Source organism: Paracoccus denitrificans (assembly GCF_900100045.1).
GTDB lineage: Bacteria > Pseudomonadota > Alphaproteobacteria > Rhodobacterales > Rhodobacteraceae > Paracoccus > Paracoccus denitrificans.
In genome coordinates this window covers 30,983-54,849 of sequence record NZ_FNEA01000023.1, presented here as the reverse complement: position 1 = coordinate 54,849, position 23,867 = coordinate 30,983, and the positions used below count along the sequence as shown (strand labels likewise).

Annotated in this window: 19 protein-coding genes; 7 read left to right on the top strand and 12 right to left on the bottom strand. The window is 67.8% G+C overall.

The genetic code is table 11. The features are described 5' to 3' along the window. Window positions 1-37: 37 nt before the first annotated feature. Genes BLT64_RS18770 through BLT64_RS18740 form a run of 7 tightly spaced genes read right to left on the bottom strand, consistent with a single transcriptional unit; the run spans window position 38 to window position 10,771 of the window. Entirely contained in the window at window positions 38-550 is a 513-nt protein-coding gene (locus BLT64_RS18770; protein ID WP_011750460.1) for a DUF2478 domain-containing protein, read from the bottom strand. Next, window positions 550-1,347, bottom strand: coding sequence for a peptidylprolyl isomerase (locus tag BLT64_RS18765; protein WP_232290556.1), 798 nt, complete (start codon window positions 1,345-1,347; stop codon window positions 550-552). The genes BLT64_RS18770 and BLT64_RS18765 overlap by 1 nt, the downstream gene beginning before the upstream one ends. An 11-nt stretch (window positions 1,348-1,358) precedes the next feature. Beyond that, a complete protein-coding gene (narI, locus tag BLT64_RS18760; protein ID WP_011750462.1) occupies window positions 1,359-2,060 on the bottom strand; it encodes a respiratory nitrate reductase subunit gamma in 702 nt (233 codons plus the stop codon). Window positions 2,061-2,074: 14 nt separating this feature from the next. Continuing rightward, window positions 2,075-2,764 (bottom strand): nitrate reductase molybdenum cofactor assembly chaperone, encoded by a 690-nt coding sequence (gene narJ / locus BLT64_RS18755; protein WP_011750463.1) that lies wholly within the window; start codon window positions 2,762-2,764, stop codon window positions 2,075-2,077. Next, window positions 2,761-4,278: a nitrate reductase subunit beta gene (gene narH / locus BLT64_RS18750; protein WP_011750464.1), complete on the bottom strand. Its 1,518-nt coding sequence runs from the start codon at window positions 4,276-4,278 to the stop codon at window positions 2,761-2,763. Before narH ends, narJ begins: the two co-directional genes overlap by 4 nt. Beyond that, entirely contained in the window at window positions 4,275-8,039 is a 3,765-nt protein-coding gene (locus BLT64_RS18745; protein ID WP_011750465.1) for a nitrate reductase subunit alpha, read from the bottom strand. Before BLT64_RS18745 ends, narH begins: the two co-directional genes overlap by 4 nt. A 14-nt stretch (window positions 8,040-8,053) precedes the next feature. Continuing rightward, window positions 8,054-10,771, bottom strand: a complete 2,718-nt coding sequence (locus tag BLT64_RS18740; protein WP_011750466.1) for a nitrate/nitrite transporter — start codon at window positions 10,769-10,771, stop codon at window positions 8,054-8,056. A 273-nt stretch (window positions 10,772-11,044) separates the two neighbouring features. Between BLT64_RS18740 and BLT64_RS18735 the strand changes: the two genes are divergently transcribed. The 3 genes from BLT64_RS18735 (at window position 11,045) to BLT64_RS18725 (ending at window position 13,952) form a co-directional block, all read left to right on the top strand. Further along, window positions 11,045-11,749 (top strand): helix-turn-helix domain-containing protein, encoded by a 705-nt coding sequence (locus tag BLT64_RS18735; RefSeq protein WP_011750467.1) that lies wholly within the window; start codon window positions 11,045-11,047, stop codon window positions 11,747-11,749. Between the two features lie 93 nt (window positions 11,750-11,842). After that, a complete protein-coding gene (gene ada, locus BLT64_RS18730) occupies window positions 11,843-12,904 on the top strand; it encodes a bifunctional DNA-binding transcriptional regulator/O6-methylguanine-DNA methyltransferase Ada (RefSeq protein ID WP_011750468.1) in 1,062 nt (353 codons plus the stop codon). A 70-nt stretch (window positions 12,905-12,974) separates the two neighbouring features. Further along, complete coding sequence (locus tag BLT64_RS18725; protein ID WP_011750469.1) at window positions 12,975-13,952, top strand: siderophore-interacting protein; 978 nt, start codon at window positions 12,975-12,977, stop codon at window positions 13,950-13,952. A 4-nt stretch (window positions 13,953-13,956) separates the two neighbouring features. Here the strand turns inward: BLT64_RS18725 and BLT64_RS18720 are convergent, their stop codons facing one another. Then, window positions 13,957-15,147: a multidrug effflux MFS transporter gene (locus tag BLT64_RS18720; protein WP_011750470.1), complete on the bottom strand. Its 1,191-nt coding sequence runs from the start codon at window positions 15,145-15,147 to the stop codon at window positions 13,957-13,959. Between the two features lie 394 nt (window positions 15,148-15,541). Between BLT64_RS18720 and BLT64_RS27750 the strand changes: the two genes are divergently transcribed. From BLT64_RS27750 to BLT64_RS18710, 3 genes are all read left to right on the top strand, one after another. Next, on the top strand, window positions 15,542-15,676 hold the full coding sequence (locus tag BLT64_RS27750) for a GntR family transcriptional regulator (RefSeq protein ID WP_232290567.1): 135 nt from the start codon (window positions 15,542-15,544) through the stop codon (window positions 15,674-15,676). 30 nt (window positions 15,677-15,706) lie between these two features. Beyond that, window positions 15,707-16,234, top strand: coding sequence for a FadR/GntR family transcriptional regulator (locus BLT64_RS18715; RefSeq protein ID WP_011750472.1), 528 nt, complete (start codon window positions 15,707-15,709; stop codon window positions 16,232-16,234). Window positions 16,235-16,415: 181 nt separating this feature from the next. Next, entirely contained in the window at window positions 16,416-17,399 is a 984-nt protein-coding gene (locus BLT64_RS18710; RefSeq protein WP_011750473.1) for an asparaginase, read from the top strand. A 39-nt stretch (window positions 17,400-17,438) separates the two neighbouring features. Here the strand turns inward: BLT64_RS18710 and BLT64_RS18705 are convergent, their stop codons facing one another. From BLT64_RS18705 to araD1, 3 genes are read right to left on the bottom strand one after another with little or no spacing between them, the layout of a single operon-like run. Further along, window positions 17,439-18,350 (bottom strand): Gfo/Idh/MocA family protein, encoded by a 912-nt coding sequence (locus tag BLT64_RS18705; RefSeq protein ID WP_011750474.1) that lies wholly within the window; start codon window positions 18,348-18,350, stop codon window positions 17,439-17,441. Then, a complete protein-coding gene (araD, locus tag BLT64_RS18700; RefSeq protein WP_011750475.1) occupies window positions 18,350-20,098 on the bottom strand; it encodes an L-arabinonate dehydratase in 1,749 nt (582 codons plus the stop codon). Before araD ends, BLT64_RS18705 begins: the two co-directional genes overlap by 1 nt. Next, on the bottom strand, window positions 20,098-21,081 hold the full coding sequence (gene araD1, locus BLT64_RS18695) for an AraD1 family protein (protein ID WP_011750476.1): 984 nt from the start codon (window positions 21,079-21,081) through the stop codon (window positions 20,098-20,100). The genes araD and araD1 overlap by 1 nt, the downstream gene beginning before the upstream one ends. 151 nt (window positions 21,082-21,232) lie before the next feature. Between araD1 and BLT64_RS18690 the strand changes: the two genes are divergently transcribed. Beyond that, the gene (locus BLT64_RS18690; protein WP_011750477.1) at window positions 21,233-22,186 is read left to right on the top strand and encodes a LysR family transcriptional regulator; all 954 of its coding nucleotides are present in this window, start codon (window positions 21,233-21,235) and stop codon (window positions 22,184-22,186) included. An 85-nt stretch (window positions 22,187-22,271) separates the two neighbouring features. Here the strand turns inward: BLT64_RS18690 and BLT64_RS18685 are convergent, their stop codons facing one another. Then, entirely contained in the window at window positions 22,272-23,660 is a 1,389-nt protein-coding gene (locus tag BLT64_RS18685) for an L-cystine transporter (RefSeq protein ID WP_011750478.1), read from the bottom strand. Window positions 23,661-23,867 lie beyond the last annotated feature (207 nt).

Sequence of the window (23,867 nt, the reverse complement as noted above, 5' to 3'; positions counted from 1 at the left end):
CCATGCGACCGGGCCTTTTTCTTGCAGGGTCTGCGCCTCAGGCCGGTTGCAGCCTGCAGACCCGCCGACACCAGTCCATGACCAGCGCCTGATCGGCGGCAAGCGGCGCAGCAAGCCCGTCGGCGAACGCCTGGAATGCAGGCAGGTTCAGCCCGTTCACCCCGGCCAGGACCGGGATGCCGCGCGACAGGGCCTCGGCGATCAGGGGCGCGAAGCCGCGGCCATCGGCCTCCTGCTTGCCGAACTTGTTGACCAGCAGCAGGTCGGCACCGGGCAGCGCCGCCGTGACGCCCAGCACCGCCGCCTCCAGCACGCCCGCATCCAGCCGGCAGCCGCGCGCGCCGTTGCCGCGGTCCTCGCTGATGCGCAGCACCGGGCCGCCGGGCAGCACGCGCAGGTCCATGTCGCATTTGATGCGCCCCTCGCGCTGGATATTGACCTGCACGGTCCCGGCCAGCCGCAACCCCGCCGCCTGCGCCCGTTCGGCAATGGCGGCAAGGAAGCGGTCGTTCGCCCCGCGGCCGGGCAGGCTGACATAGGCCAGATGCATCACGCGCGCCCCTGCTGGTCGAAGGAAATGCCCGAGATCTCGGCCCCGGCGACCAGCCCGTCCAGGTAGTCGCGGCTGGCGCGCAGCCAGGCCGCCTTGTCATGCGCCTGCCGCAATTGCGGCAGCACGGACTCGAATGGCAGGACCTCGCCCCGCGCCCGGGCATCCAGCCGGATGACATGCAGGCCGTAGCGCGTCTCGGCCAGGGCCAGCGCGCCCTCCTCCATGGTGGCCAGCACGGCATCGAACTCGGGCACGGTATCGCCCGAGGTCAGTTGCCCCAGCATCCCGCCGGCGGTTTTGGACGAGCAGGCGCTGTAACGCGCGGCCAGTTCGGCAAACCGCCGCGGCTCGGCCCGGAGTTCGGCCAGCACCGCCTCGGCCCGCGCCCGCGCCTCGGTGCGAGCCGAGGTATCCTCGGGCGCGGCGGCGAACAGGATATGCGCCGCCTCGTAAAGCGAGGGGGCACGGAACTGTTCGGGATGCGCGGCGTAATGCGCGGCCAGCGCCGCCTCGTCGGCGGGCGCGGGCCGGATCGCCAGGTCCAGCAGGGCGCGGATCGCGGCCTCGTCCTCGGTCTCCCATTGGCCGGGGGCAAGCTCGGCCGGCTCGGCGGCGATGCCCCGCGAGCGCGCCTCTTGCAGCAGAAGCTCGCGCACCGCCAGCGCCCGGGCCGCGGCCCGCCAGGCATGGCCGGGCTTGCCCTTGGGCGCGGGATGGTTCTGCGCCTCGGCCGCGATGCGGCCGGGGTCGATGGTCACGCCGTTCACGACGACCGGCGGCAGCAGCGGTTTCATCTGCATCGCCCTTACTCCGCCGGATAGCGCTTGGCCGGTTGACGCTTGGTCCGCACGATCTGGTAGCCCGGCCGCCACAGATAGCGCACGGGGGCCGAGATCATGTGGACAAGCCGCGTGAACGGGAACAGCAGGAAGATGGTCAGCCCCAGCAGGATATGCAGCTTGAAGAGCCAATGCACATGGGCCAGATGCTCGGCCGCGCCGGCGCGGAAATAGACGATCCCTTGCGCCCAGGACATCAGCAGCACCATCTCGTGCCCGTCCAGATGCTGCATCGAGACCAGGATGGTCATCAGCCCCAGCACCAGCTGCGCGATCAGCAAGGCCAGGATGCCGGTATCGGCCAGGGTGGTATGGGCGCGCACCCGCGGGTCGTAAAGCCGACGATGCAGCAGCATCCCGCCGCCCACCAGCGCCATGACCCCGGCGATGCCGCCCGCGGTCATCGCCAGCACCTGCTTGGCGCCATGGCTGATGCCCAAGCCGTCGAATACGGCGACCGGCGTCAGCAACCCGACCAGATGGCCGCCAAGGATCACCAGCACGCCGACATGGAACAGGACCGAGCCGATGACGAATTGCCGCCGCCGCAGGATCTGGCTGGACTTCGATTTCCAGCTGAACGGGTCCTGGTCGTAGCGGATGACCGAACCGAGGATCATCACCGTGATGGCGATATAGGGGTAGATGCCGAAAAGGAAATTGTTCATCTGAGCCTCCTCGTTCATTGCGCCGGGTTGGCGACGCGCGGGGCGTCCATGCGGGCAAGGATGTCGCGGCTGACCGGGCAGCCGGCATTGGGATCGGGGCCGAAGGTGACCTGCGCCTCTTCCCAGACGGCATCCAGCGCCGCCAGGTCCTCGGGGTCGTCGTCGGGGACGGCGGCCAGTTCCTCGGGCAGCGCGGCCGGCTCGGTCACGACCAGCGTCACCAACGCGCTGAGCACGCCGGCATAGGCCGTCTCGCGCCGCGTCAGCCGTTCGGCCAGCGCGACGAGGATATGGGACGCATCGGCCAGGAGCGCCTCTGCCTCGGGCAGGGGCCGGGTCGAGAGGTATTCCAGCAGCACCGGCAGGTGGTCGGGCAGTTCCGACCCGACCAGGTCGAAGCCGCCGGCGCGATAGGTCTCCAGCAGGTCCACCATGGCGCCGCCGCGGTCGCGGCTTTCGCCATGCACATGCTCGAACAGGTTCAGCGACAGGCTGCGCGAGCGGTCGAACAGCAGCACATAGCGCTCCTGAAGATCGTAGAGGTCGCCCTGCCGCAGTTCATGCAGCAGGCGGCGGATTTCCTCCATGCGCTTGGGGCCGAACAGCCCCTCGGCCTGCAGGATTGCGTCGATTTCGGGCAGTGCGGCGATCAGATCCTCGCTGGGATAGCTGAGCAGCGCGGAAAGGGCTCGGAAGCTTTTCATGCGATGAACTCCTGCGGGCTGCGAAACTTCTTGCCGCCGAAGAGCGAGGGGCTGTCGCCCGACGAGCAGCCATGCCCGTCGGTGAAGCCGCAGCCCCCGCGCAGGTCATAGGCATCCTCGACGATCTCGCGATGCGTGGTCGGGATGACGAAGCGATCCTCGTAATTGGCGATGGCGAGCAGATGATACATCTCGTCGATCTGCTGCGGCGTCAGGCCGACGCGCTTGGCGACGCCCAGGTTGACCACCCCGTCCAGCGTTTTCGAGCGCATGTAGCTGCGCATGGCCAGCATCCGCTCCAGCGCGGCGGCGACGGGCGCCTCGTCCCCCGCGGTCAGCATGTTCGCCAGATAGCGCAGCGGGATGCGCAGGCTGCGCACGTCGGGCATGTCGTCCTGGGCGGCGATCTTGCCCGCCTCGGCGGCGTTCTGGATCGGCGACAGCGGCGGCACATACCAGACCATCGGCAGGGTGCGGTATTCCGGGTGCAGCGGGAAGGCGATCTTCCATTCCATCGCCATCTTCCAGATCGGCGATTTCTGCGCGCCCTTGATCCAGTCCTCGGGTACGCCCTCGGCGCGGGCGGCGGCGACCACCTCGGGGTCGTTGGGGTCCAGGAAGACGCCGAGCTGCGCGTCGTAAAGATCCATCTCCGATTCCGCCGCGGCGGCCTCGGCGATCTTGTCCGCGTCGTAAAGCATCACGCCCAGATAACGGATGCGGCCGACGCAGGTTTCCGAGCAGACCGTGGGCTGGCCCGATTCAAGGCGCGGATAGCACAGGATGCATTTTTCCGATTTTCCGGTGGACCAGTTGTAATAGATCTTCTTGTAGGGGCAGCCCGATACGCACATCCGCCAGCCCCGGCACTTGTCCTGGTCGATCAGCACCACCCCGTCCTCTTCGCGCTTGTAGATCGCGCCCGAGGGGCACGAGGCGACGCAGGCCGGGTTGAGGCAATGCTCGCAAAGCCTCGGCAGATACATCATGAAGGTGTTTTCGTATTCGCCGTAGATGTCCTTCTGGATGCCCTCGAAGTTATAGTCCTTGCTGCGTTTCTCGAACTCGCCGCCCAGGATTTCCTCCCAGTTCGGGCCCCATTCGATCTTTTCCATCCGCTCGCCCGAGATCTTGGATCGCGGCCGGGCGGTCGGGAAAGCCTGCATCTCGGGCGCCGATTTCAGGTGGTCGTAGTCGAAATCGAAGGGCTCGTAGAAATCGTCGATCTCGGGCAGGTCGGGGTTGGCGAAGATATTCGCCAGGATCCGCCACTTGCCGCCCTGCTTGGGTTGCAAATGCCCCGAGCGGGTCCGCACCCAGCCGCCGTTCCAGCGCTTCTGGTTCTCCCAATCCTTGGGATAGCCGATGCCGGGCTTGGTCTCGACATTGTTGAACCAGGCGTATTCGACGCCCTCGCGCGAGGTCCAGACGTTCTTGCAGGTCACCGAGCAGGTATGGCAGCCGATACACTTGTCCAGGTTCAGCACCATGCCGATTTGCGCACGCACTTTCATTCCGCTGCCTCCATACCTTGGGTTGCGGGGCCCGTTTCCAGGGGTCGGTCAAGCCAGTCGACCTTGTTCATCTTGCGGACGATGACGAATTCGTCCCGGTTCGCGCCCACGGTGCCGTAATAGTTGAAGCCATAGGCCAACTGGGCATAGCCGCCGATCATGTGGGTGGGCTTGGGCACGATGCGCGTCACCGAGTTGTGGATGCCGCCGCGCAGGTTGGTGATCTGGCTGCCGGGCGTGTTCACGATCTTTTCCTGGGCGTGATACATGAACATGCTGCCTTCCTTCATGCGCTGGCTGACCACCGCGCGGGCAGTGATGACGCCATTGCTGTTGAAGACCTCGACCCAGTCGTTGTCGACCAGCCCGGCTTTCCTGGCGTCGATTTCCGAGATCCACACCACCGGGCCGCCGCGGTTCAGCGTCAGCATCAAGAGGTTGTCGGTATAGGTCGAGTGGATGCCCCATTTCTGGTGCGGGGTCAGGAAGTTCAGCACCACGTGCTTTTCGCCCGCGGCCAGCGATTTCCTCGCATCCGCACCCACGGTCTTGAGGTCGACCGGCGGGCGCCAGGTCACGAAGCCCTCGCCAAAGGCGCGCATCCATTCGTGGTCCTGGTAAAGCTGCTGGCGGCCCGAGACGGTGCGCCACGGGATCAGCTCATGCACGTTGGTCCAGCCGGCGTTGTAGCAGACCTCCTCGCTTTCGATGCCCGACCAGGTGGGGGACGAGATGATCTTCCGTGGCTGGGCGGCGATGTCGCGGAAGCGGATCTTCTCATCCTCCTTGACCTCGGCCAGGTGCCTGTGCTCGCGTCCCGTGGCGCGGGACAGCGCGTCCCATGCCTTGACCGCCACCTCGCCATTGGTTTCGGGCGCCAGCATCAGCACCACTTCGGCGGCGTCGATCGCCGTCTCGATCCGCGCCATGCCCTTGGTCGCGCCCTCTTCGGTCACGCGGCCGTTCAGCGCCTGCAGGTGATGCACCTCGTCCCTGGTGTCCCAGGAGATGCCCTTGCCGCCATTGCCCAGCTTTTCCATCAACGGGCCCAGCGCGGTGAAGCGTTTGTAGAGGTTCGGATAGTCTCGCTCGATCTCGATATAGGCGGGCGCGGTCTTGCCGGGGATCAACTCGCATTCGCCCTGCTTCCAGTCCTGCACGAAGGGCTGGGCGATCTCGCCGGCGCTGTCGTGCTGCAGGGGAAGCTGGACCACGTCGGTCTCGACCCCCAGCACTTCGGGCGCGATTTCCGAGAACTTGCGGGCGATGGACTTGAAGATCTCCCAGTCGCTCCTGGACTCGTATGCCGGGTCCACCGCCGCTTGCAGCGGGTGGATGAACGGATGCATGTCCGAGGTGTTCATGTCGTCCTTTTCATACCAGCTGGCGGTCGGCAGGACGATGTCGGCATAGACGGCGGTGGTGGACATGCGGAAGTCGATGGTGACCAGCAGGTCCAGCTTGCCTTGCGGCGCCTGGTCGTGCCAGACCGCCTCGACCGGCTTCTGGCGCCCCTCCTCGCCCAGATCCTTGCCCTGCACGCCGTGATCGGTGCCGAGCAGGTGCTTGAGGAAATATTCATGCCCCTTGCCCGAGGAACCCAGCAGGTTCGAGCGCCAGACGAACAGGTTGCGCGGCCAGTTCTCAGGCGCATCCGGGTCCTCGCAGGACATCTGCAACGCGCCGGATTTCAGCTCGCGCGCAACATAGTCCCTGGCGGGGATGCCTTCGGCCTTTGCCGCATGGCCGACCTCCAGCGGGTTGGTACGCAGTTGCGGGGCCGAGGGCAGCCAGCCCATGCGCTCGGCCCGGATGTTGTAGTCGATCAGGCTGAGCCGGCTCCAATCGCCCGCCGGCGCTGTGGGCGACAGGATTTCCTGCGTGCTCACCGTCTCATAGCGCCACTGGTCGGTATGGGCATACCAGGCCGAGGTCGAGTTCATGTGCCGCGGCGGCCGTGCCCAGTCCAGCGCAAAGGCCAGCGCCGTCCAGCCGGTCTGCGGGCGCAGCTTTTCCTGGCCGACGTAATGCGCCCAGCCGCCGCCCGACTGGCCGACGCAGCCGCACATCACCAGCATGTTGATGACGGCGCGATAGTTCATGTCCATGTGGAACCAGTGGTTCATCGCCGCGCCGATGATGATCATCGACCGCCCGTTGGTCTTTTCGGCATTGGCGGCGAATTCGCGGGCGACCTGGATGATCTTGTCGCGACGCACGCCGGTGATGCGCTCGGCCCAGGCGGGGGTGAACGGCACGTCGGCGTCGTAGTCGCGGGCAACGTTCTCGCCGCCCAGGCCCCGGTCCAGGCTGTAATTGGCGCAGAACAGGTCGAAGACCGTGGCGACCAGCGCCTCCTCGCCATTGGCCAGGGTCAGGCGCTTGACCGGCACGTTGCGAGTCAGCACCCCGCCGCGGTCGTCCACCGCGAAGCCGTTGGTCGCGGCTCCGCCGAAATAGGGGAAGTCGACGCCAAGCACGTCGTCGCGGTCCTCGTCCAGGATCAGGCTCATCTTCAGCCGGACCTCGTCCTCGCCGGCCTTCTGCTCCAGGTTCCAGCGCCCCTCTTCGCCCCAGCGGAAACCGACCGAGCCGTTCGGGACCACGATGCGATCCGTGGCCTCGTCGATGGCCACCGTCTTCCATTCCGGGTTGTTCGACTGTCCCAGCGCGCCGTCGAAATCGCTGGCGCGCAGCTGGCGGCCGGGGATCAGGCGGCCGTCACGCTCGTCCAGCCGCACCAGCATCGGCATGTCGGAATAGCGCCGGCAGTAATCCTCGAAATACTCGGCCTGCCGGTCCAGGTGGAATTCGCGCAGGATGACATGGCCAAAGGCCATGCCAAGCGCCGCATCGGTGCCCTGCTTGGCGTTCAGCCAGATGTCGCCGAACTTCGCCGCCTCGGAATAGTCGGGGCAGATCACCGCCGACTTGGTGCCGCGATAGCGCGCCTCGGTATAGAAATGCGCGTCGGGCGTGCGGGTCTGCGGCACGTTCGAGCCCCAGAGCAGCAGGTAGCCCGCATTATACCAGTCCGCCGATTCCGGCACGTCGGTCTGTTCGCCCCAGGTCTGCGGGCTGGCCGGCGGCAGGTCGCAATACCAGTCGTAAAAGGACATGCAGGTGCCGCCCAGAAGCGACAGGTAGCGCGTGCCCGCCGCATAGGAGATCATCGACATGGCCGGGATCGGCGAAAAGCCGAAGACCCGGTCGGGGCCGTATGTCCGGGCGGTATAGGCGTTGGCGGCGGCGGTGATCTCGGTCGCCTCGTCCCAGGTCGCGCGCACGAAGCCGCCCTTGCCGCGGATGCGGGTATAGCTTTCGCGGGCCTGCGGGTCGTTCTGGATCGCGGTCCATGCCTGGATGGGCGTCATGGTCTTGCGCTTTTCGCGCCACAGCTTCATCAGCCGGCCGCGGATCAGCGGCGTCTTTACCCGGTTCGCGGAGTAAAGATACCAGCTGTATGAGGCGCCGCGCGCGCAGCCGCGCGGCTCGTGGTTGGGCAGGTCCGGCCTTGTGCGGGGATAGTCGGTCTGCTGCGTTTCCCAGGTGACGATGCCGGACTTGACATAGATCTTCCACGAGCATGAGCCCGTGCAGTTCACCCCATGGGTCGAGCGCACGATCTTGTCGTGCCGCCAGCGCGAGCGATAGGTGTCCTCCCAGTCGCGGTTCTCGGTCGTGGTCTGGCCATGCCCTTCCGAAAACACGTCCTTGCGCGTGGGTTTCAGGAAGTTCAGGCGGTCCAGCAGATGGCTCATGGCTGTCTCCTATGTCAGGCGGGGGTGGCGGCGCCGGAAGGGGCGCGGCCGCGTTCGATGTCGTGCAGAAGGCCGCCCGGACGGGTGTAGAACACCCAGGTCACGGCAAGGCACAGCACATAGAAGCCCAGGAAGGCCCAGAGCGCGCCAAGCGCCGATCCGGTCAGGGCGATCGAGCTGCCGTAAGCCTTGGGGATGAAGAACCCGCCATAGGCGCCGATCGCGCTGGTGAAGGCGATGATCGCGGCGGATTCGCGGTCGGACTGGCGGCGACGATCCTCGGGCGAAAGCTGCGGCTCGAGCCGCGCGACTTCCTTGCGCATGATCACCGGGATCATCTGGAAGGTCGAGGAATTGCCGACCCCGGTAAAGAAGAACAGCGCCATGAAGCCCGCGAAGAAGCCCCAGAAGGACAGCGCCTGCAGCGAGACGATGACCAGCCCCACCGAGGCGATCATGCCGGCAAAGACCCAGAAGGTCACCCGCCCGCCGCCGACCCGGTCGGACAGCCAGCCCGTTCCTGCGCGGCTGAGCGCACCGACCAGCGGGCCGAGAAAGACGAATTGCAGCGCGTTCACGTCCGGGAAGGCCAGGCCGGTCAGCAGCGGAAAGCCCGCCGAATAGCCGATGAAGCTGCCGAAGGTGCCGATATAGAGCAGGCACATCACCCAGTTGTGCTTGCGGGTGAAGATCACCGCCTGCTCGCGGAAGCTGGCGCGGGCATCGGTGATGTCGTTCATGCCCAGCCATGCCGCGATGGTCGAGGCGATGATGAAGGGCACCCAGACGAAGCCCGCGTTCTGCATCCACAGCCGCCCGCCGTCCGAAAGCTCTTGCGGGGCGCCGCCCATGGCGCCGAAAACGCCGGCGGTGATGACGATGGGCACCAGGAACTGCATCAGCGATACGCCCAGGTTGCCCAGGCCCGCGTTCAGCCCCAGCGCGTTGCCCTTTTCGGCCTTGGGGAAGAAGAAGCTGATATTGGCCATGGACGAGGCGAAGTTCGCGCCGCCCAGCCCGCAAAGCAGCGCCAGCACCACGAAGATCAGATAGGGCGTCGAGGGATCCTGCACCGCATAGCCGATGCCCATGGCCGGGATCAGCAGCGAGGCGGTGGACAGCGTGGTCCACAGCCGCCCGCCAAAGATCGGCACCATGAAGCTGTAGAAGATGCGCAGCGTGGCGCCGGACAGCGCCGGCAGCGCCGCCAGCCAGAACAGCTGGTCCTGGGTGAAGTCGAAGCCGATCAGCGGCAGCTTGGCCACCACCACCGACCAGACCATCCAGACCGCGAAGGCCAGCGTCAGGGCGGGGATCGAGATCCACAGGTTGCGCCTGGCGATCTTGCGGCCCTGCTCGGCCCAGAAGGTCGGGTTCTCGGGGCGCCAGTCGTCCAGCACGCGCGGCATCACCGTGCGCTCGGGGTCATGCACCTCGGCCAGTTCGGGAAAGTTCGGCAGCCGGTCCAGGGCCCGGCCCTGCGCGCGGCGCTCCATGGCGCGGATCGACAGATGCATCCAGGCCATCGAGACGACGACCACCAGGAACAGCAGCGCAAAGCTGGAGGTCCAGATCCCGGTCAGGTCCAGAAGCGCGCCAAAGACGATGGGCAGGATGAAGCCGCCCAGGCCGCCGATCATGCCGACAAGCCCGCCGACCGCCCCGACATGGTTCGGGTAATAGACCGGGATATGCTTGAAGATCGCAGCCTTGCCCAGGCTCATGAAGAAGCCCAGCGCGAACAGCGTGACCACGAAGGGCCAGAGCCCCATCTCGGTCGAGAACGAGATCAGCCCGTCCTTGCCGCGGATGGTATAGTCGGTCGGCGGATAGGACAGCATGAACAGGAACAGGGCGCTGAAGCCGAAGGTCCAATACATCACCGTGCGCGCGCCGAAACGGTCCGACAGCACGCCGCCATAGGCGCGGAAGATGCTGGCCGACAGGCTGAAGGCCGCCGCCGCCATGCCCGCGACCCGCAGGTCGACGCCATAGACCTGCGTCAGGTAATGCGGCAGCCACAGCGCCAGGGCGACGAAACCGCCGAATACGAAGAAATAGTAAAGCGCGAAGCGCCAGACCTGCAGCCTCTTCAGCGGCGCGAATTGCTCGGCCAGCGTCGGCGCGGCGATGCCCTGGGCGCGGCGGGCCTCGAAATCGGGATCGTCGCGGGCGACCAGCAGGAAGACCACGCCCATCAGCGCGATGCCCACCGCCCAGATCTGCGCCACGGCCTGCCAGCCCCAGGCGACCAGGATGAAGGGCGCGATGAACTTGGTCACCGCCGCGCCCACGTTGCCCATGCCGAAGATGCCGAGCGCGGTGCCCTGCCGCTGGGCCGGGAACCATTTCGAGACATAGGCGACGCCGATGATGAACGAGCCGCCCGCCATGCCCACGCCCAGCGCGGCCAGCAGGAAGCCGGCATAGCTCTCGGCCCAGGTCAGCGCCCAGGTGGCGATGCCGGTGAACAGCATCTGCAGCGAAAACACCAGCCGCCCGCCATAGCGTTCGGTCCAGACACCCAGGATCAGCCGCACCAGCGAGCCGGTCAGGATGGGCGTGGCGATCAGCACACCGTATTCGAACTCGGTCAGGCCGAGCTCTTCCTTGATGGTGATGCCGATGATGGAAAAGATCGTCCAGACGGCGAAGCACAGCGTGAAGGCGGTGGTGCTGAGCCACAGCGCCTTTTGCTGCTGCATCGGGGGAAAGGAACTTGGGTCCGGCATGGCGGATGCTCCGATTGGGACTTTCGCGCGCTGTTTCGACGCTCACCCAGCACGGGCCCCTTTCGCGAGGTTTGATCTGGATCAACTTTGTCCGGCCGGCCCGGGAAAACCGACCGGATTTGGATTCTGCACTGTCCGATCTGGTGACTTCTCAAATCGTCAGCCTGCATATGCCGCCACTGTTCGTGACAAATATTGATTTGATGATTGACTTAAATCAAGATTTTTGCAAGCGTGACGCCGATTCCACAAACACCACGCAGGACGACCCATATGCGCGAAGAGGACCGCAACGACATCCGCAACCTGCCGCTGTTTCGCAACATGACCAGCCCGGCCTTCGACGCGCTGATGCATGCGGCCTATGACCAGGTCTTTCCCGCGCAACTGGAACTGATCCGTCAGGGCGAGGTCGCGAATTTCCTGCATGTGGTGCTGGAAGGCGCGGTCGAGCTTTACGCCAACTGGCAGGACCGCGACACCACCATGGCCGTGGTCCAGCCGGTCGCCACCTTCATCCTGGCCGCCTGCATGCGCGACGCGCCCTATCTGATGTCGGCGCGCACCTTGCGGCGCTCTCGCATCGTGCTGATCCCGGCGGTGGACGTGCGCGCCGCCTTTGCCCGCGACCACGGCTTTGCCCTGGCCACGGTGCAGGAGCTTTCCGAGGGCTATCGCAACTTCGTCCGCCATGCCAAGAACCTCAAGCTGCGCAACGCCCGCGAAAGGCTGGGCGCCTATCTGTGGCAAAGATCGCTCGATACCGGCGGCGCGCAGGGCTTCGTGCTGCCGCAGGAAAAGCGGCTGCTGGCCTCGTATCTGGGGATGACGCCGGAAAGCCTGTCGCGCGCCTTCAAGGCGCTGCGCGACCATGGCGTGCATATCGACGGCATGCGCGTCACCATTACCGACCCCGCCGCGCTGGCGGCGCTGGTCCAGCCCAACACCCTGCTGGATACGGCGCTGAACATCCCCTGAAAGCGCGGATTTGACCGCAAGCGGCGGAGTGCGGCGGTCGTCGGCCGGCCCTAGATATGATAGCAGGAATGACGCAGCAGAAAGGTTCCTGCCATGGACCACACCCCGATCCCGACCGAAAGCGACCCGCGCTGGCAGCGGGTGCTGGCGCGCGACGCGGCGGCCGACGGCAGCTTCGTCTATGCCGTGCGCACCACCGGGGTCTATTGCCGCCCCTCCTGCCCGTCGCGGCGGGCAAAGCCGCAGAACGTGACCCTCTACGCCTCGCCCGATCAGGCCGAGGCGGCGGGCTTTCGCCCCTGCCGGCGCTGCAACCCCAGGGGTGCATCGGCCGCCGAGGCCAATGCCGCGCTGGTCGCCGCCGCCTGTCGCCTGATCGAGCAGGCCGAGACGCCGCCCACCCTTCAGGCGCTGGCCGAGGCAGCGGGGCTGAGCCCGTTCCACTTTCACCGCCAGTTCAAGGCGATTATCGGGCTGACGCCCCGCGCCTATGCCGCCGCACATCGCGCCGGCCGTCTGCGCGCCCGCCTGGCCCAAGGCGCCAGCGTCACCGGCGCGATCTACGAGGCGGGCTTCAACTCGAGCAGCCGCTTCTATGAAGGCGCCGACGGGATGCTGGGCATGACGCCCTCGGCCTGGCGCAAGGGCGGCGCGGGGGCCGAGATCCGCTTTGCGCTGGGACAATGCGCGCTTGGCGCCATCCTGGTCGCGCAAAGCCGCCGCGGCATCTGCGCCATCGCGCTTGGCGACGACCCCGAGGCGCTGTTGCGCGACTTCCAGGACCGCTTTCCGGCAGCCACCCTGATCGGCGGCGACGCGGAATTCGAGGCGCTGGTCGCCCGCATCGTCGGCTTCATCGAGGCGCCGGGCATCGGGCTGGACCTGCCGCTGGACATCCGCGGCACCGCCTTCCAGCAGCGCGTCTGGCAGGCCCTGCGCCAGATTCCGCCCGGCACCACCGCCAGCTATGCCGAGATCGCCCGCCGCATCGGCGAGCCGCAGGCCAGCCGCGCCGTGGCGCAAGCCTGCGCCGCGAACCCGATCGCCGTCGCCATCCCCTGCCACCGCGTCGTGCGCAGCGACGGCGCGCTGTCGGGCTATCGCTGGGGCGTGGCGCGCAAGCGCGCCTTGCTCGACCGCGAGGGGGCGGCATAGGCACCGTATTGCCGAGAGTTTCGCTTGGGTATATATCCGGCCGCGATGCTGGCTGCCGGAAAGACCTGCCATGTTCCCGATCAGACCCTATCGCAGCACCGGGATCCTCGGCTCGGCCTCGGGGGCGGCGGCGGCCGCGCTCAAGGCCCGCGCCGCGGAATGGGAGATCGACCTGATCGAGACCCCCGACAGCCTGGCGCTGCATCTTTGGGGCTGCGAGCTGGCGCTGGTGCGTGACGGGGCCTCGGCCCGGCTTGAACTCAGCGCGCCCGAGCGGCGGCTGATCGGCAATTTGCAGGACACCGCCACCACGCTGTTCGAGGAGCAGGGCCTGAGCATCCGCTGGGACAATGTCGACGAGGGCGCGCTGGCCCCCGGCCTGTCGCTGATGCGGGTGGTCGGGGTCGCGGCGCGCACCCCCGGCTTCCTGCGCGTCCGCGTCTCGGGCGAGGATGCCGCCCGCTTCGGCGAAGGCTCGCTGCATTTCCGCCTGCTGCTGCCGCCGGCCGGGCGCAAGCCGCATTGGCCGCGCATCGCCGCCAGCGGCCGCACCGTCTGGCCCGAGGGGCCGGATGCGCCGCATCGCGCCGTCTATACCGTCGCCGCGCAGCGCGGGGACTGGGTGGATTTCGACATCTTCCGCCATGCGGACAGCCCGACCTGCGACTGGGCGGATCGCGCCCGGCCCGGCGATCCGGTCGGGCTGATCGGCCCCGGCGGCGGCGGTTGCCCCGAAGCCGGCCGGCTGTGGCTCTTTGGCGACGAGACCGCCCTGCCCGCCATCGCGCGGATGCTGGACCAGGCGCGGGGCGAGGTGCAGGCCGTCCTGCGCGCCGCGCCCGCGGATCTGGCCGAACTGGCCCGCGACCCGCGCGTCAGCCGCTGCGACGACCTGCTGGCCGCGCTGGACGCCGCCGGCTTCGATGCGGCGCAGGACCGTCATGTCTGGTTCGCCGGCCCCGCGCATGAAGCCCGCGAGGCGCGGCGGCGGCTTGCCGCGCGCGGCCTGTCCCGCCGCGAATTCACCGCCGCCGCCTATTGGGGCTGAACCCTCAGGCCAGGATGCGCAGCCGCGGCAGCGAGGCCGCCGCAGCCCCCCAGGCAAGCGCCGCGCAAAGCGCGATCGCCGGCACCATGGTCGCCGCGGTGTTGTTCAGGAACGGCCCGGTCACGGCGATCATCAGCCCGCCGGTCAGCATCTGGATCGTGCCGCCCAGCGACGAGGCAAGCCCGGCGATGTCGGGATGCGGGTCCAGCGACATGACCATGGCCGTCGGCATGACCAGCCCCAGGCAGGCATTGGCCAGAAACAGCCCGGCGATGACCACGGGCAGCCCGTCGAAACCCGCCAGCACCACCAGCGACAGGACCAGCGCCAGCCCGGCAAAGCCGGTGATCGCCAGCGAGATCACCCGCTCCATGCCAAAGCGCTCCGCCAGCCGGCCGGCGAATTGCGAGGCCGAGAAGAAGCCCACCGCATTCACCGCGAAGGCCAGCGAGAACCCGGTCGGGCTAAGCCCGTATTGCCGCGTATAGACGAAGCTCGCCGAAGCCAGGAACACGAAGAAGCTGGCCATGCCGAAGCCGCCGATCATGGTCAGGCCCAGAAAGCGGCGGTCGGTCAGCAGCCGCCGCGCCCCCGCCGCCATGGCGGCAAGCCGCACGGGCCGGCGCCGCTCGGCCGGCAGGGTCTCGGGCAGCACGAACAGGATCAGCGCCAGGCTCAGCAACGCGGCGGCGGCGAGCACGGCGAAGATCTCGCGCCAGCCGCCCCAGGCCATCACCGCCGAGCCGGTCAGCGGCGCCAGCATGGGCGAGACCGAGATCACGATCATGATCGCCGCCATCATCTTCGCCGCCGCGGGGCCGGTCGCCATGTCGCGAATCACCGCGCGCGGCACCGCCATCAGCGTCGCGGCACCCAGGCCCTGCACGGCGCGAGCGGCGATCAGCCAGCCGATGGTCGGTGCCAGGCTCGCTGCCACGGTGGCAACCAGAAAGATCGCCACGCCGATCACCAGCGGCCTCTTGCGCCCGACCGCATCGGACATCGGGCCATAGATCATCTGCGCAATGCCGAAGACGATGAAATACGAGGTCAGCGTCAATGCCGCGCCCGCCTCGGAGGTGTGCAGGTCGCTGGCCACCTGCGGCAGCGCGGGCAGATACATGTCGATCGCGAACGGACCGACAGCGGAAAGCAGGCCAAGAAGCAGGGCCATGCGGAACAGGGGATCACGCATCGGAAAACCTGTGATGTGTCAGATATGGGGAGTTTGGGCGCAGAATCGCGCCAAGGGTCGTTCGCCGCCGCCGACCCTGACTGCCATACCGCAAGGACGGGCGCAACCCCGCGCGGCCGCAAGGCCGGGACTTGATAAATGTTCAGCCTGCCCGGAATCAGGCTTCCCAAGCCACGCAGCCGCCGGCAGGATGAAAGGCGATTTCCCCCGGATTCTGAACGCGGAGCACGCGGATGAGGATCTATCACCTGATTTTCATGGCGCAGGTCGCCGGACTGCTGGGACTGCTCGGCGCGGCCATCCTGTATTGGTAAAAATCGCAGCCTCCGAAGGCATGGCTTGACAGGTGCGCCTGACATGCAACATTGGCGCCATGAACAAGGTGGCTGATTGGTTGTCCCAAAAGAGCCCGGTCAGTCGGAAAAACGCCGCCGAGACGGTGTTCGAGGATCTGCGAGGCGCGATATTGGCCGGCCGCTTGCCGGTCGGCATCCGGCTGCCTTCCGAGGCCAAGCTGGCCGAGCATTAAGGCGTCAGCCGCCCGATCATCCGCGAGGCCATGCGCTCGCTGCAGACGCTGGGTCTGACGCGCAGCCGCAGCGGCAGCGGCAGCTTCGTGATCTCGGACCGGCAGGCGCCGGAACTCGCCTATGGCAACTACTCGGCGCGCGAGTTGATCGAGGCCCGCCCCTTCATCGAGATCCCCGCCGCCGGCTGGGCCGCCCTGCGCCGCAGCGAAGAGGACATGGCCCGGCTCCTGCAGCTCTGCGACAGCATGGAGCGGCAGGAGGATGCGCTGAAATGGGTGCGGCTGGATTCCGATTTCCACTGCCTGATCGCCGAGGCCGCCCGCAACCGGCTGTTCGCCCGCATCGTCACCGATTCCCGCGACTCGCTGATGCGCCAGTCCGAACTGGTGAACCTGATGGCGGATCGCCGCGTGACCTCGAATCACGAACATCGCCGCATCGCCGAGGCCATCGCCGCCGGCTCCGAGACCGAGGCGCGGACCGCCATGCGCGACCACCTGCACGAGGTGGAGCAAGCGATGACCTGGATCATCAGCCAGCGCCCCGCCAATTCCTGATCTTCCGGTTTCGCCCCCGCCCCGGCAATGAAGCATCGTCTTTCGGCCCCGGTGCGCAAGATCATGCATGCGCGGGCGCGGGACGGCTTGACCCCGTCGCCGGCTGTGGTTATCGCGAGCTGTCAGACAGATTGCGGCAAGGCGGGCGCGCCCGTCCGGCCAAGGATCTGCAAGGGAGGGATTGCTGAACCATGCGGCTCATGTCGTGACCGGGACCGGACAGATCCCGCTGCTGGCGGTGCTCGCCACCGGCGGCACCATCGCCAGCAGCCGCGGCGCGGACGGCGCCGCAAGCCCCAGCCTGAGGGCCGAGGATCTTTTGGCGCTGCTGCCGTCCATGGCGGTCGATTTGCGTCCGCAGGAGGTGCTGGCCAAGGACTCCGCCAGCCTGACGCTGGCCGACATGCAGCGCATCAGCGATGCGGTGGCGACCGAACTGGCCGATCCCCGCATCGCCGGCATCGTCGCGTTGCACGGCACCGATGCGATGGAAGAGACCGCGCTGCTGGTGCAATTGCAGCATGCGCCGCGCAAGCCGGTGGTGTTCACGGGGGCGCAATTCGCCTCGGACCATCCGCGCTCGGACGGGGCGCGCAACCTGACGGATGCCGTCCGCACCGCATTGCAGCCGCCGCGCCCGGGGGGCGTGACGCTGGCCTTCGGCGGCCGGGTGCTGCCGGTCTGGGGGCTTTACAAGTTCACCTCGGACGCGCCCGACGCCTTCCGCCGCGTGGCCGACGAGGGCGCGACCGTCACCCGTCCGCTGCCGGCCCCGGTCGACGGCTTGCGCGTCGACATCGTCGCCACCCATCCCGGCAGCGACGGGCTGCATCTCGAGGCCAGCCTTGCCGCCGGCGCGCAGGGCATCGTGGTCTCGGCCCTGGGTTCGGGCAATGCCACGCCCGAACTGGTCGCAGCCATCTCGCGCGCCCGGGCGCAAGGGGTGATGGTGGTGGTGTCCAGCCGCGTGCCCGAAGGCCTGCTGTCGCCGATCTATGGCGGCGGCGGGGGCGGCCATGACATGCGGCGCGCGGGCGCCATCCATGCCCGGCTGCTGCGGCCCGGGCAGGCGCGCATCCTGCTAGCGGCAATGCTGGCCAATGGCTGCTCCGAGGCCGAGATCGCCCGCGCCTTCGAAACCGCGCCCGAGACCGTGCCGGCGTGAAGCCGCCCGCACGGAAGCCAAGGCGATCCGCGATGCGAATCAAAACTCGAATTTTTCCACGAGATTCCGCCGCCCGCGGGTGAAGGCGTCGGCGACCAGCACCATGGGGGCTAGGTCGACGTCGGATGCACCCTTGCGCACCAGATCCGCCATACGCGCGTAAAGCGCGGGATATTCGCCCATGATCGTGCCCGCGCCGCCCGCGGGCCGGCCGTCGATCTCCAGCACATTGCCGCCCAGGCGCAGCGCGAGGCGGCCGGCGTCGGTGACGAATTCCATGTCCCAGGTCTGCGGGCCCTGCTGGCGGAAGTCGAAATCGGCGGCGATGTTTCCCGACAGCGCCAGGCGCGCGGCGATGGGGGCCTGGCGGTTCTCGGGGAAATCCAGCTCGGCCTCGGTGACATGCACCGGCTCGGGCAGGATATGGGTCAGGATCGACAGCGCGTTGATGCCGGGATCGAAGACGCCCATGCCACCGGCCTCGAAGATCCAATCCTGGCCGGGATGCCAGACCCGCACGTCCTCGCGCCAGGTGATGCGACCCTCGTGGATCACGCGGCCGGCCAGCCACGCCCTGGCGGCCGCCACCGCCTGCGCCTCGCGCGAATGCCAGGTGGCATAGAGGCTGACCCCCTGCGCGCGCGCCAGATCGCGCAGGACATGCACCTCGGCCAGCGTTGCACCGGGCGGCTTTTCCAGCATAACATGGCGGCCCGCCCGCAGCGCCGCCTGGGCCATGGCGAAACGCGGCACCGGCGGCAGGCAGAGCGAGACCACGGAAATGTCGGGCCGGGCCGCCAGCATCTGGTCGATACGGGCAAAGTTCTCCACGCCCTCGAGACCGCCATGGCGCGAGACGGTGGCCGCAAGCGCCCAGTCCGGGGATGAGGAAATGGCCGGAACATGCTGGTCCAGCGCGATCTTTCCGATACCGGCAAGCGCGATCCGCATCAGTGGCTGTCCTTTCCGACCTCGCGGCCGCGGCAGCCGCGCAGGAAGTCGAAATCCGCCCCGGTCTCGGCCCCCTCGACATGGTCGTGGAACAGTTGCGCATAGCCGCCGGGCGGCCTTGGCGCCGGGTTCCGCCAATCGGCGAGGCGGCGGGCGATCTCGGTCTCCGGCACGTCCAGGTGCAGCCGCCGGTTCGGCACGTCCAGCTCGATCATGTCGCCGTCGCGCACCACGGCCAGCGGCCCGCCCCGCGCCGCCTCGGGCGAGGCATGCAGCACCACGGTGCCATAGGCGGTGCCCGACATGCGCGCGTCCGAGATGCGCACCATGTCGGTGATGCCCTTCCTCAGCACCTTGGGCGGCAGGCCCATGTTGCCGACCTCGGCCATGCCCGGATAGCCGCGCGGGCCGCACATCTTCAGCACCATGATGCAGGTCTCGTCGATGTCCAGCGCCTCGTCCTCGATGCGGGCCTTGTAATCGTCGATATCCTCGAAGACCACCGCGCGGCCGCGATGCACCAGCAGATGCGGGCTGGCGGCCGAGGGCTTCAGCACCGCCCCGCCCGGCGCCAGGTTGCCGCGCAGCACCGCGATGCCGCCCTGTTCGGTCAGCGGCCGGTCGGCGGGCAGGATGACGTCCTCGTTCCAGTTCCGGGCCTCGCGCACCTCTTCCCAGATCGTGCGGCCCGAGACGGTCAGCGCCTCGCGATCGAGCAGCCCGGCTTCTCCCAATCTCTGAAGAACCGCCGGCAATCCACCGGCATAGAAGAATTCTTCCATCAGGTACCGGCCCGAGGGCATCAGGTTCACGATGGTCGGCACGTCGCGGCCCAACCGGTCCCAGTCGTCCAGCGTCAGGTCGATCCCGACCCGGCCCGCCAGGGCCAGCAGGTGGATCACCGCATTGGTCGAGCCGCCGATGGCGCCGTTGGTGCGGATCGCATTCTCGAAGGCGGCGCGGGTCAGGATGTCGCTGGGCTTCAGGTCGTCCTTGACCATCTGCACGATGCGCCGGCCGGTCAACTGCGCCATGACGCGGCGGCGCGAGTCGACCGCCGGGATCGCGGCATTGCCCGACAGCGCCATCCCCAGCGCCTCGGCCATGCTGGCCATGGTCGAGGCGGTGCCCATGGTGTTGCAGGTGCCCGAGGACCGCGACATGCTCGCCTCGGCCTCGAGGAACTCGGCCTGCGTCATCTCTCCCGCCTTCACGGCTTCAGAGAATTTCCACAGATGCGTGCCCGAGCCGATGCGCTCGCCCCGGAACCAGCCGTTCAGCATCGGCCCGCCGGTAACGACGATCGAGGGGATGTCGGTCGAGGCCGCCCCCATCAGCAGGCTGGGCGTGGTCTTGTCGCAGCCGACCAGCAGCACGGCGCCGTCGATGGGCTGGCCGCGCATCGCCTCCTCGACCGCCATGGCGGCAAGGTTGCGATACATCATCGCGGTCGGGCGATAGCTGTTCTCGCTGGCCGAAAACACCGGCACCTCCAGCGGAAAGCCTCCGGCCTCCCAGACGCCCGCCTTCACCTTCTCGGCCAGTTCGCGCAGATGGCCGTTGCAGGGCGTCAGGTCCGACCAGGTGTTCAGGATGCCGATCACCGGCCTTCCGTCAAACAGATCATGGGGATAGCCCTGATTCTTCAACCATCCTCGATGATAGATCGTGTCCCGCGAATTGCCGCCATACCAATGCTGCGAGCGCAGCTTGCGCGGCCAGGGCGCGGGGGTGAAGGGTCGCGTCATCACAGCACCTCGATGCGGGCCGGCAGGTCGGCCCCGGCCGCCAGCGGGTTTTGCAGCGGCAGGCCCAGCGCGGGCGCCTCGACCTGGAACACGTCGCCCGGCCGGCAGCGGATGCCGTCGGCAAAGGACAGCGTGGCGGTGCCGAAGAAATGCACATGCATGTCGCCCGGCTGCCGGAACAGCGGATATTTGAAATGGTGGTGCTCCAGGTTGGCGATGCTGTGGCTCATGTTCGCCTCGCCCGACAGGAAGGGCCTTTCCCAAAGCACCGCCCCGTCGCGCAGGATGCGGCTGGTGCCCTCGACATGCTGCGGCAGATCGCCCAGCAGCATCTCGGGGCCGAAGCTGGCCGGCCGCAGCTTGGAATGCGCGAGCCACAGGTAGTTGCCGCGCTCGGTCACATGGTCCGAGAACTCGTTGCCAAGCGCAAAGCCCAGGCGAAAGGGCGTGCCGTCCGGGCCGATCAGGTAGAGCCCGGCGATCTCGGGCTCCTCGCCCGCGTCCAGCGCGAAGTCGGGCGAGGCCAGCGCCGCGCCCGGCGCCGCCACCGCATGGCCGTTACCCTTGTAGAACCATTCCGGCTGCACGCCCACCTCGCCCGGGCGCGGCTTGCCGCCCTCCAGCCCCATGCGGAACATCTTCATGCTGTCGGTCAGCTCGCCCGCATCGGGCGCGCCATGCATCGCGTCCCGTGTCGCGGCCGAGCCCAGATGCGTGAGCCCGGTGCCGGTCAGATGCAGATGCGCCGGGTCGGGATGGTCCACGGGCGGCAGAACCCGCCCCTCGGCAAGCGCGGCGGCCAGGTCCACCGCCGCGCCTTGGCCGCGGTGCGCAGCCTCGTCGGCCAGCCCGCGCCCGGCGGCGATGGCGGCCAGCGCCAGGGCGCGGGTGCTGTCCACGCCCGGAACCAGATGCGCGGCATCGCCGTCACGCAAGGCCACCGCACGGCCGCCATCCGGCAAAAGCAATTGCGACAGAAACATGGCAGCCCCCCTCAGCGATCGGTCAGGACGCGGGGAATGGGCCCGCGGCGCGGCCGCATCCCCGTCCCCTCCTGACGGTCGGGCTTGATCTAGCCATGAAAGGACATGATGGTAAAATTACATCGCTTGCAATTTGCATATCGGAATCGTCATGCCATTCCCGCCCGCCCGCCTGATGCTGAAACCCGCCCAATTGCGGCTGATCCAGCAGATCGCCGAAACCGGCCAGCTGCAACTGGCGGCCGAGCGGATCGGCATGACCCAGCCCGCCGCCTCGCGCATGCTGGCCGAGATCGAGAACCAGATCGGCGCGCAACTGTTCCTGCGCCAGCCCAAGGGCATGGAGCCGACCGAGATCGGCCGCACCGTGCTGCGCCGCGCCCGCGTCATCCTGCGCGAGATGTCCAGCATGGCCTCGGACGTGCAGGCGCTGCGCGAGGGGTTCGGCGGCGCGCTGCGCGTGGGCGCGGTGACCGGGCCGGCGGTCAGCTACCTCGTCTCGGCCATCCGCGAGATCAAGCAGGGCGCGCCCGAGGCCGACATCACCGTCGATGTCATGCCTTCGCGCGAATTGCTGCTGCACCTGGCGGCCGAAGAGATGGATTTCGTGCTGGCCCGCATCTTGCCGGAATTCGACAGCCGGGATTTCAACATCCTGCCGATGCGGGACGAGAAGGTGGCCTTCCTGGTGCGGGCCAGCCATCCGCTGAGCCGCTCGCCCTCGGTCACGCTGACCGAGCTTGCCGGCCAGGAATGGATCATGCAGCAACGCGGCGCCCCGATCCGCGAGGCGGCGCTGGCGGCCTTTGCCGATGTCGGGCTGTCCGAGCCGAGAAACATCGTCAACAGCCCCTCGCTGCTTCTGACCATCGCCTATCTGGCGCAGGGCGATGCCGTGGCGCCGATGTCCGAGGAGGTGGCGGAACTGCTGATCCGGCCGCCGGTCGGGGCGGGTTTCGCCGTGCTGCAAGTGCCGCATGAGATCCGCGTCTCGCCCTATTACCTGCTGGACCTGAAGCGCCGGCCCTTGTCGCCCTTGGCGATGCGACTTCGCGAGAAGCTGGTGGCACTGTCGCAAAGCCCGGTGCGGGACGCATTCGGCTGAGGCGGCGACAGGGCGCGCCGCCGCATGAGTATTTGGGGAACGAAGAAGCCGGCGCCGCGCGGGACGGGCGGCGCCGGGCGCGTCGTCAGGCGTTTTGCAGGCTGCGCTCTTCGCGGCTTTGCAGGACCGCCTTGTCGGTCTGGCCGAGGATCTGCGAGGTGACGGTGCCCGCCGTCATCGAGCCCGAGACGTTCAGCGCCGTGCGGCCCATGTCGATCAGCGGCTCGACCGAGATCAGCAGCGCCACCAGCGTCACCGGCAGGCCCATGGCCGGCAGCACGATCAGCGCCGCCATGGTCGCGCCCCCGCCCACGCCCGCGACCCCGGCCGAGGACAGCGTGACGATGGCCAAGAGCGTCATGATCCAGGCCGGGTCCAGCGGGTTGATGCCGACCGTCGGCGCCACCATCACCGCCAGCATCGCCGGATAGAGCCCGGCACAGCCGTTCTGGCCGATGGTCGCCCCGAAGGAGGCCGAGAACGAGGCGATGGTCTGCGGCACGCCCAGCCGGCGGGTCTGGATCTCGACATTGAGCGGGATGGTCGCGGCGCTGGAGCGGCTGGAGAAGGCGAAGGTCAGCGCCGGGACGATCTTGCGGAAGAAGGTCAGCGGGTTCACCCCGGTCAGGCTCAGCAGCACGGCATGGACCACGAACATGATCGCCAGCCCCAGATAGGAGGCGACGACGAACTTGCCCAGGTTCAGGATGTCGGCCGCGTTCGAGGTCGCCGCCATCTTGGTCATCAGCGCCATGACGCCATAGGGGGTCAGCACCATGATCAGCCGCACCAGTTGGCTGATCCAGGCTTGCAGGATGTCGATCAGGCCCAGCAGGCTGCGGCCCTTTTCGGGATCGCGGCGCAGCAGGCGGATGGCCGCGACACCCAGGAAGGCGGCAAAGACCACCACCGCGATGATCGAGGTCGGGTTGGCCCCGGTCAGGTCGGCGAAGGGGTTCTTCGGGATGAAGGACAAGAGCAGCTGCGGCACCGTCAGGTCGGCGACCCGGGGGGCATAGCTGGTCTCCAGCGTGGTCAGCCGGGCGGTCTCGGCCGCGCCCTGGGCCAGTCCCTCGGCGGTCAGGCCGAAGGCCAGCGACATCACCACGCCCACGAAGGCCGCTATGGCGGTGGTGATGAGCAGCGTGCCCAGCGTCAGCACCGAGATCCGGCCAAGCGCCGAAGCGTCGTGCAGCCGCGCCACCGCGCTGAGGATCGCCGCGAAGACCAGCGGCATCACCACCATCTGCAGCAGCTGCACATAGCCGTTGCCGGCCACGTTGATCCAGTCGATCGTGGTCTGCAGCACCGGCGAGCCGTTGCCATGGACGAGTTGCAGCCCGATCCCGAACAGCGTGCCCAGGATCAGGGCGATGAAGACCCGCACCGACAGCGAGAGCTGCCCGCCCTGGAGGCGGACCAGCACGACAATCAGCGCGGCAAAGATCAGAAGGTTGATGAGAACGGATGCCATCGCGCGTCTCCGGCAATTTCAGATTGATCCATCAAGCCACAATGCGCGTCCGGCGTATAGTCCATGGCCTGCGGGGAGGCCGCGCATATCCGCGGCCATCCGCCGATAAGGGAGCAGGCGGCGTCCTGCAAGCCCTCCGCCCCGGTTTTGCGCATATTACCATATGAAGTATTGAAACAGTATATAAATATCGTGGATTATTTTTGC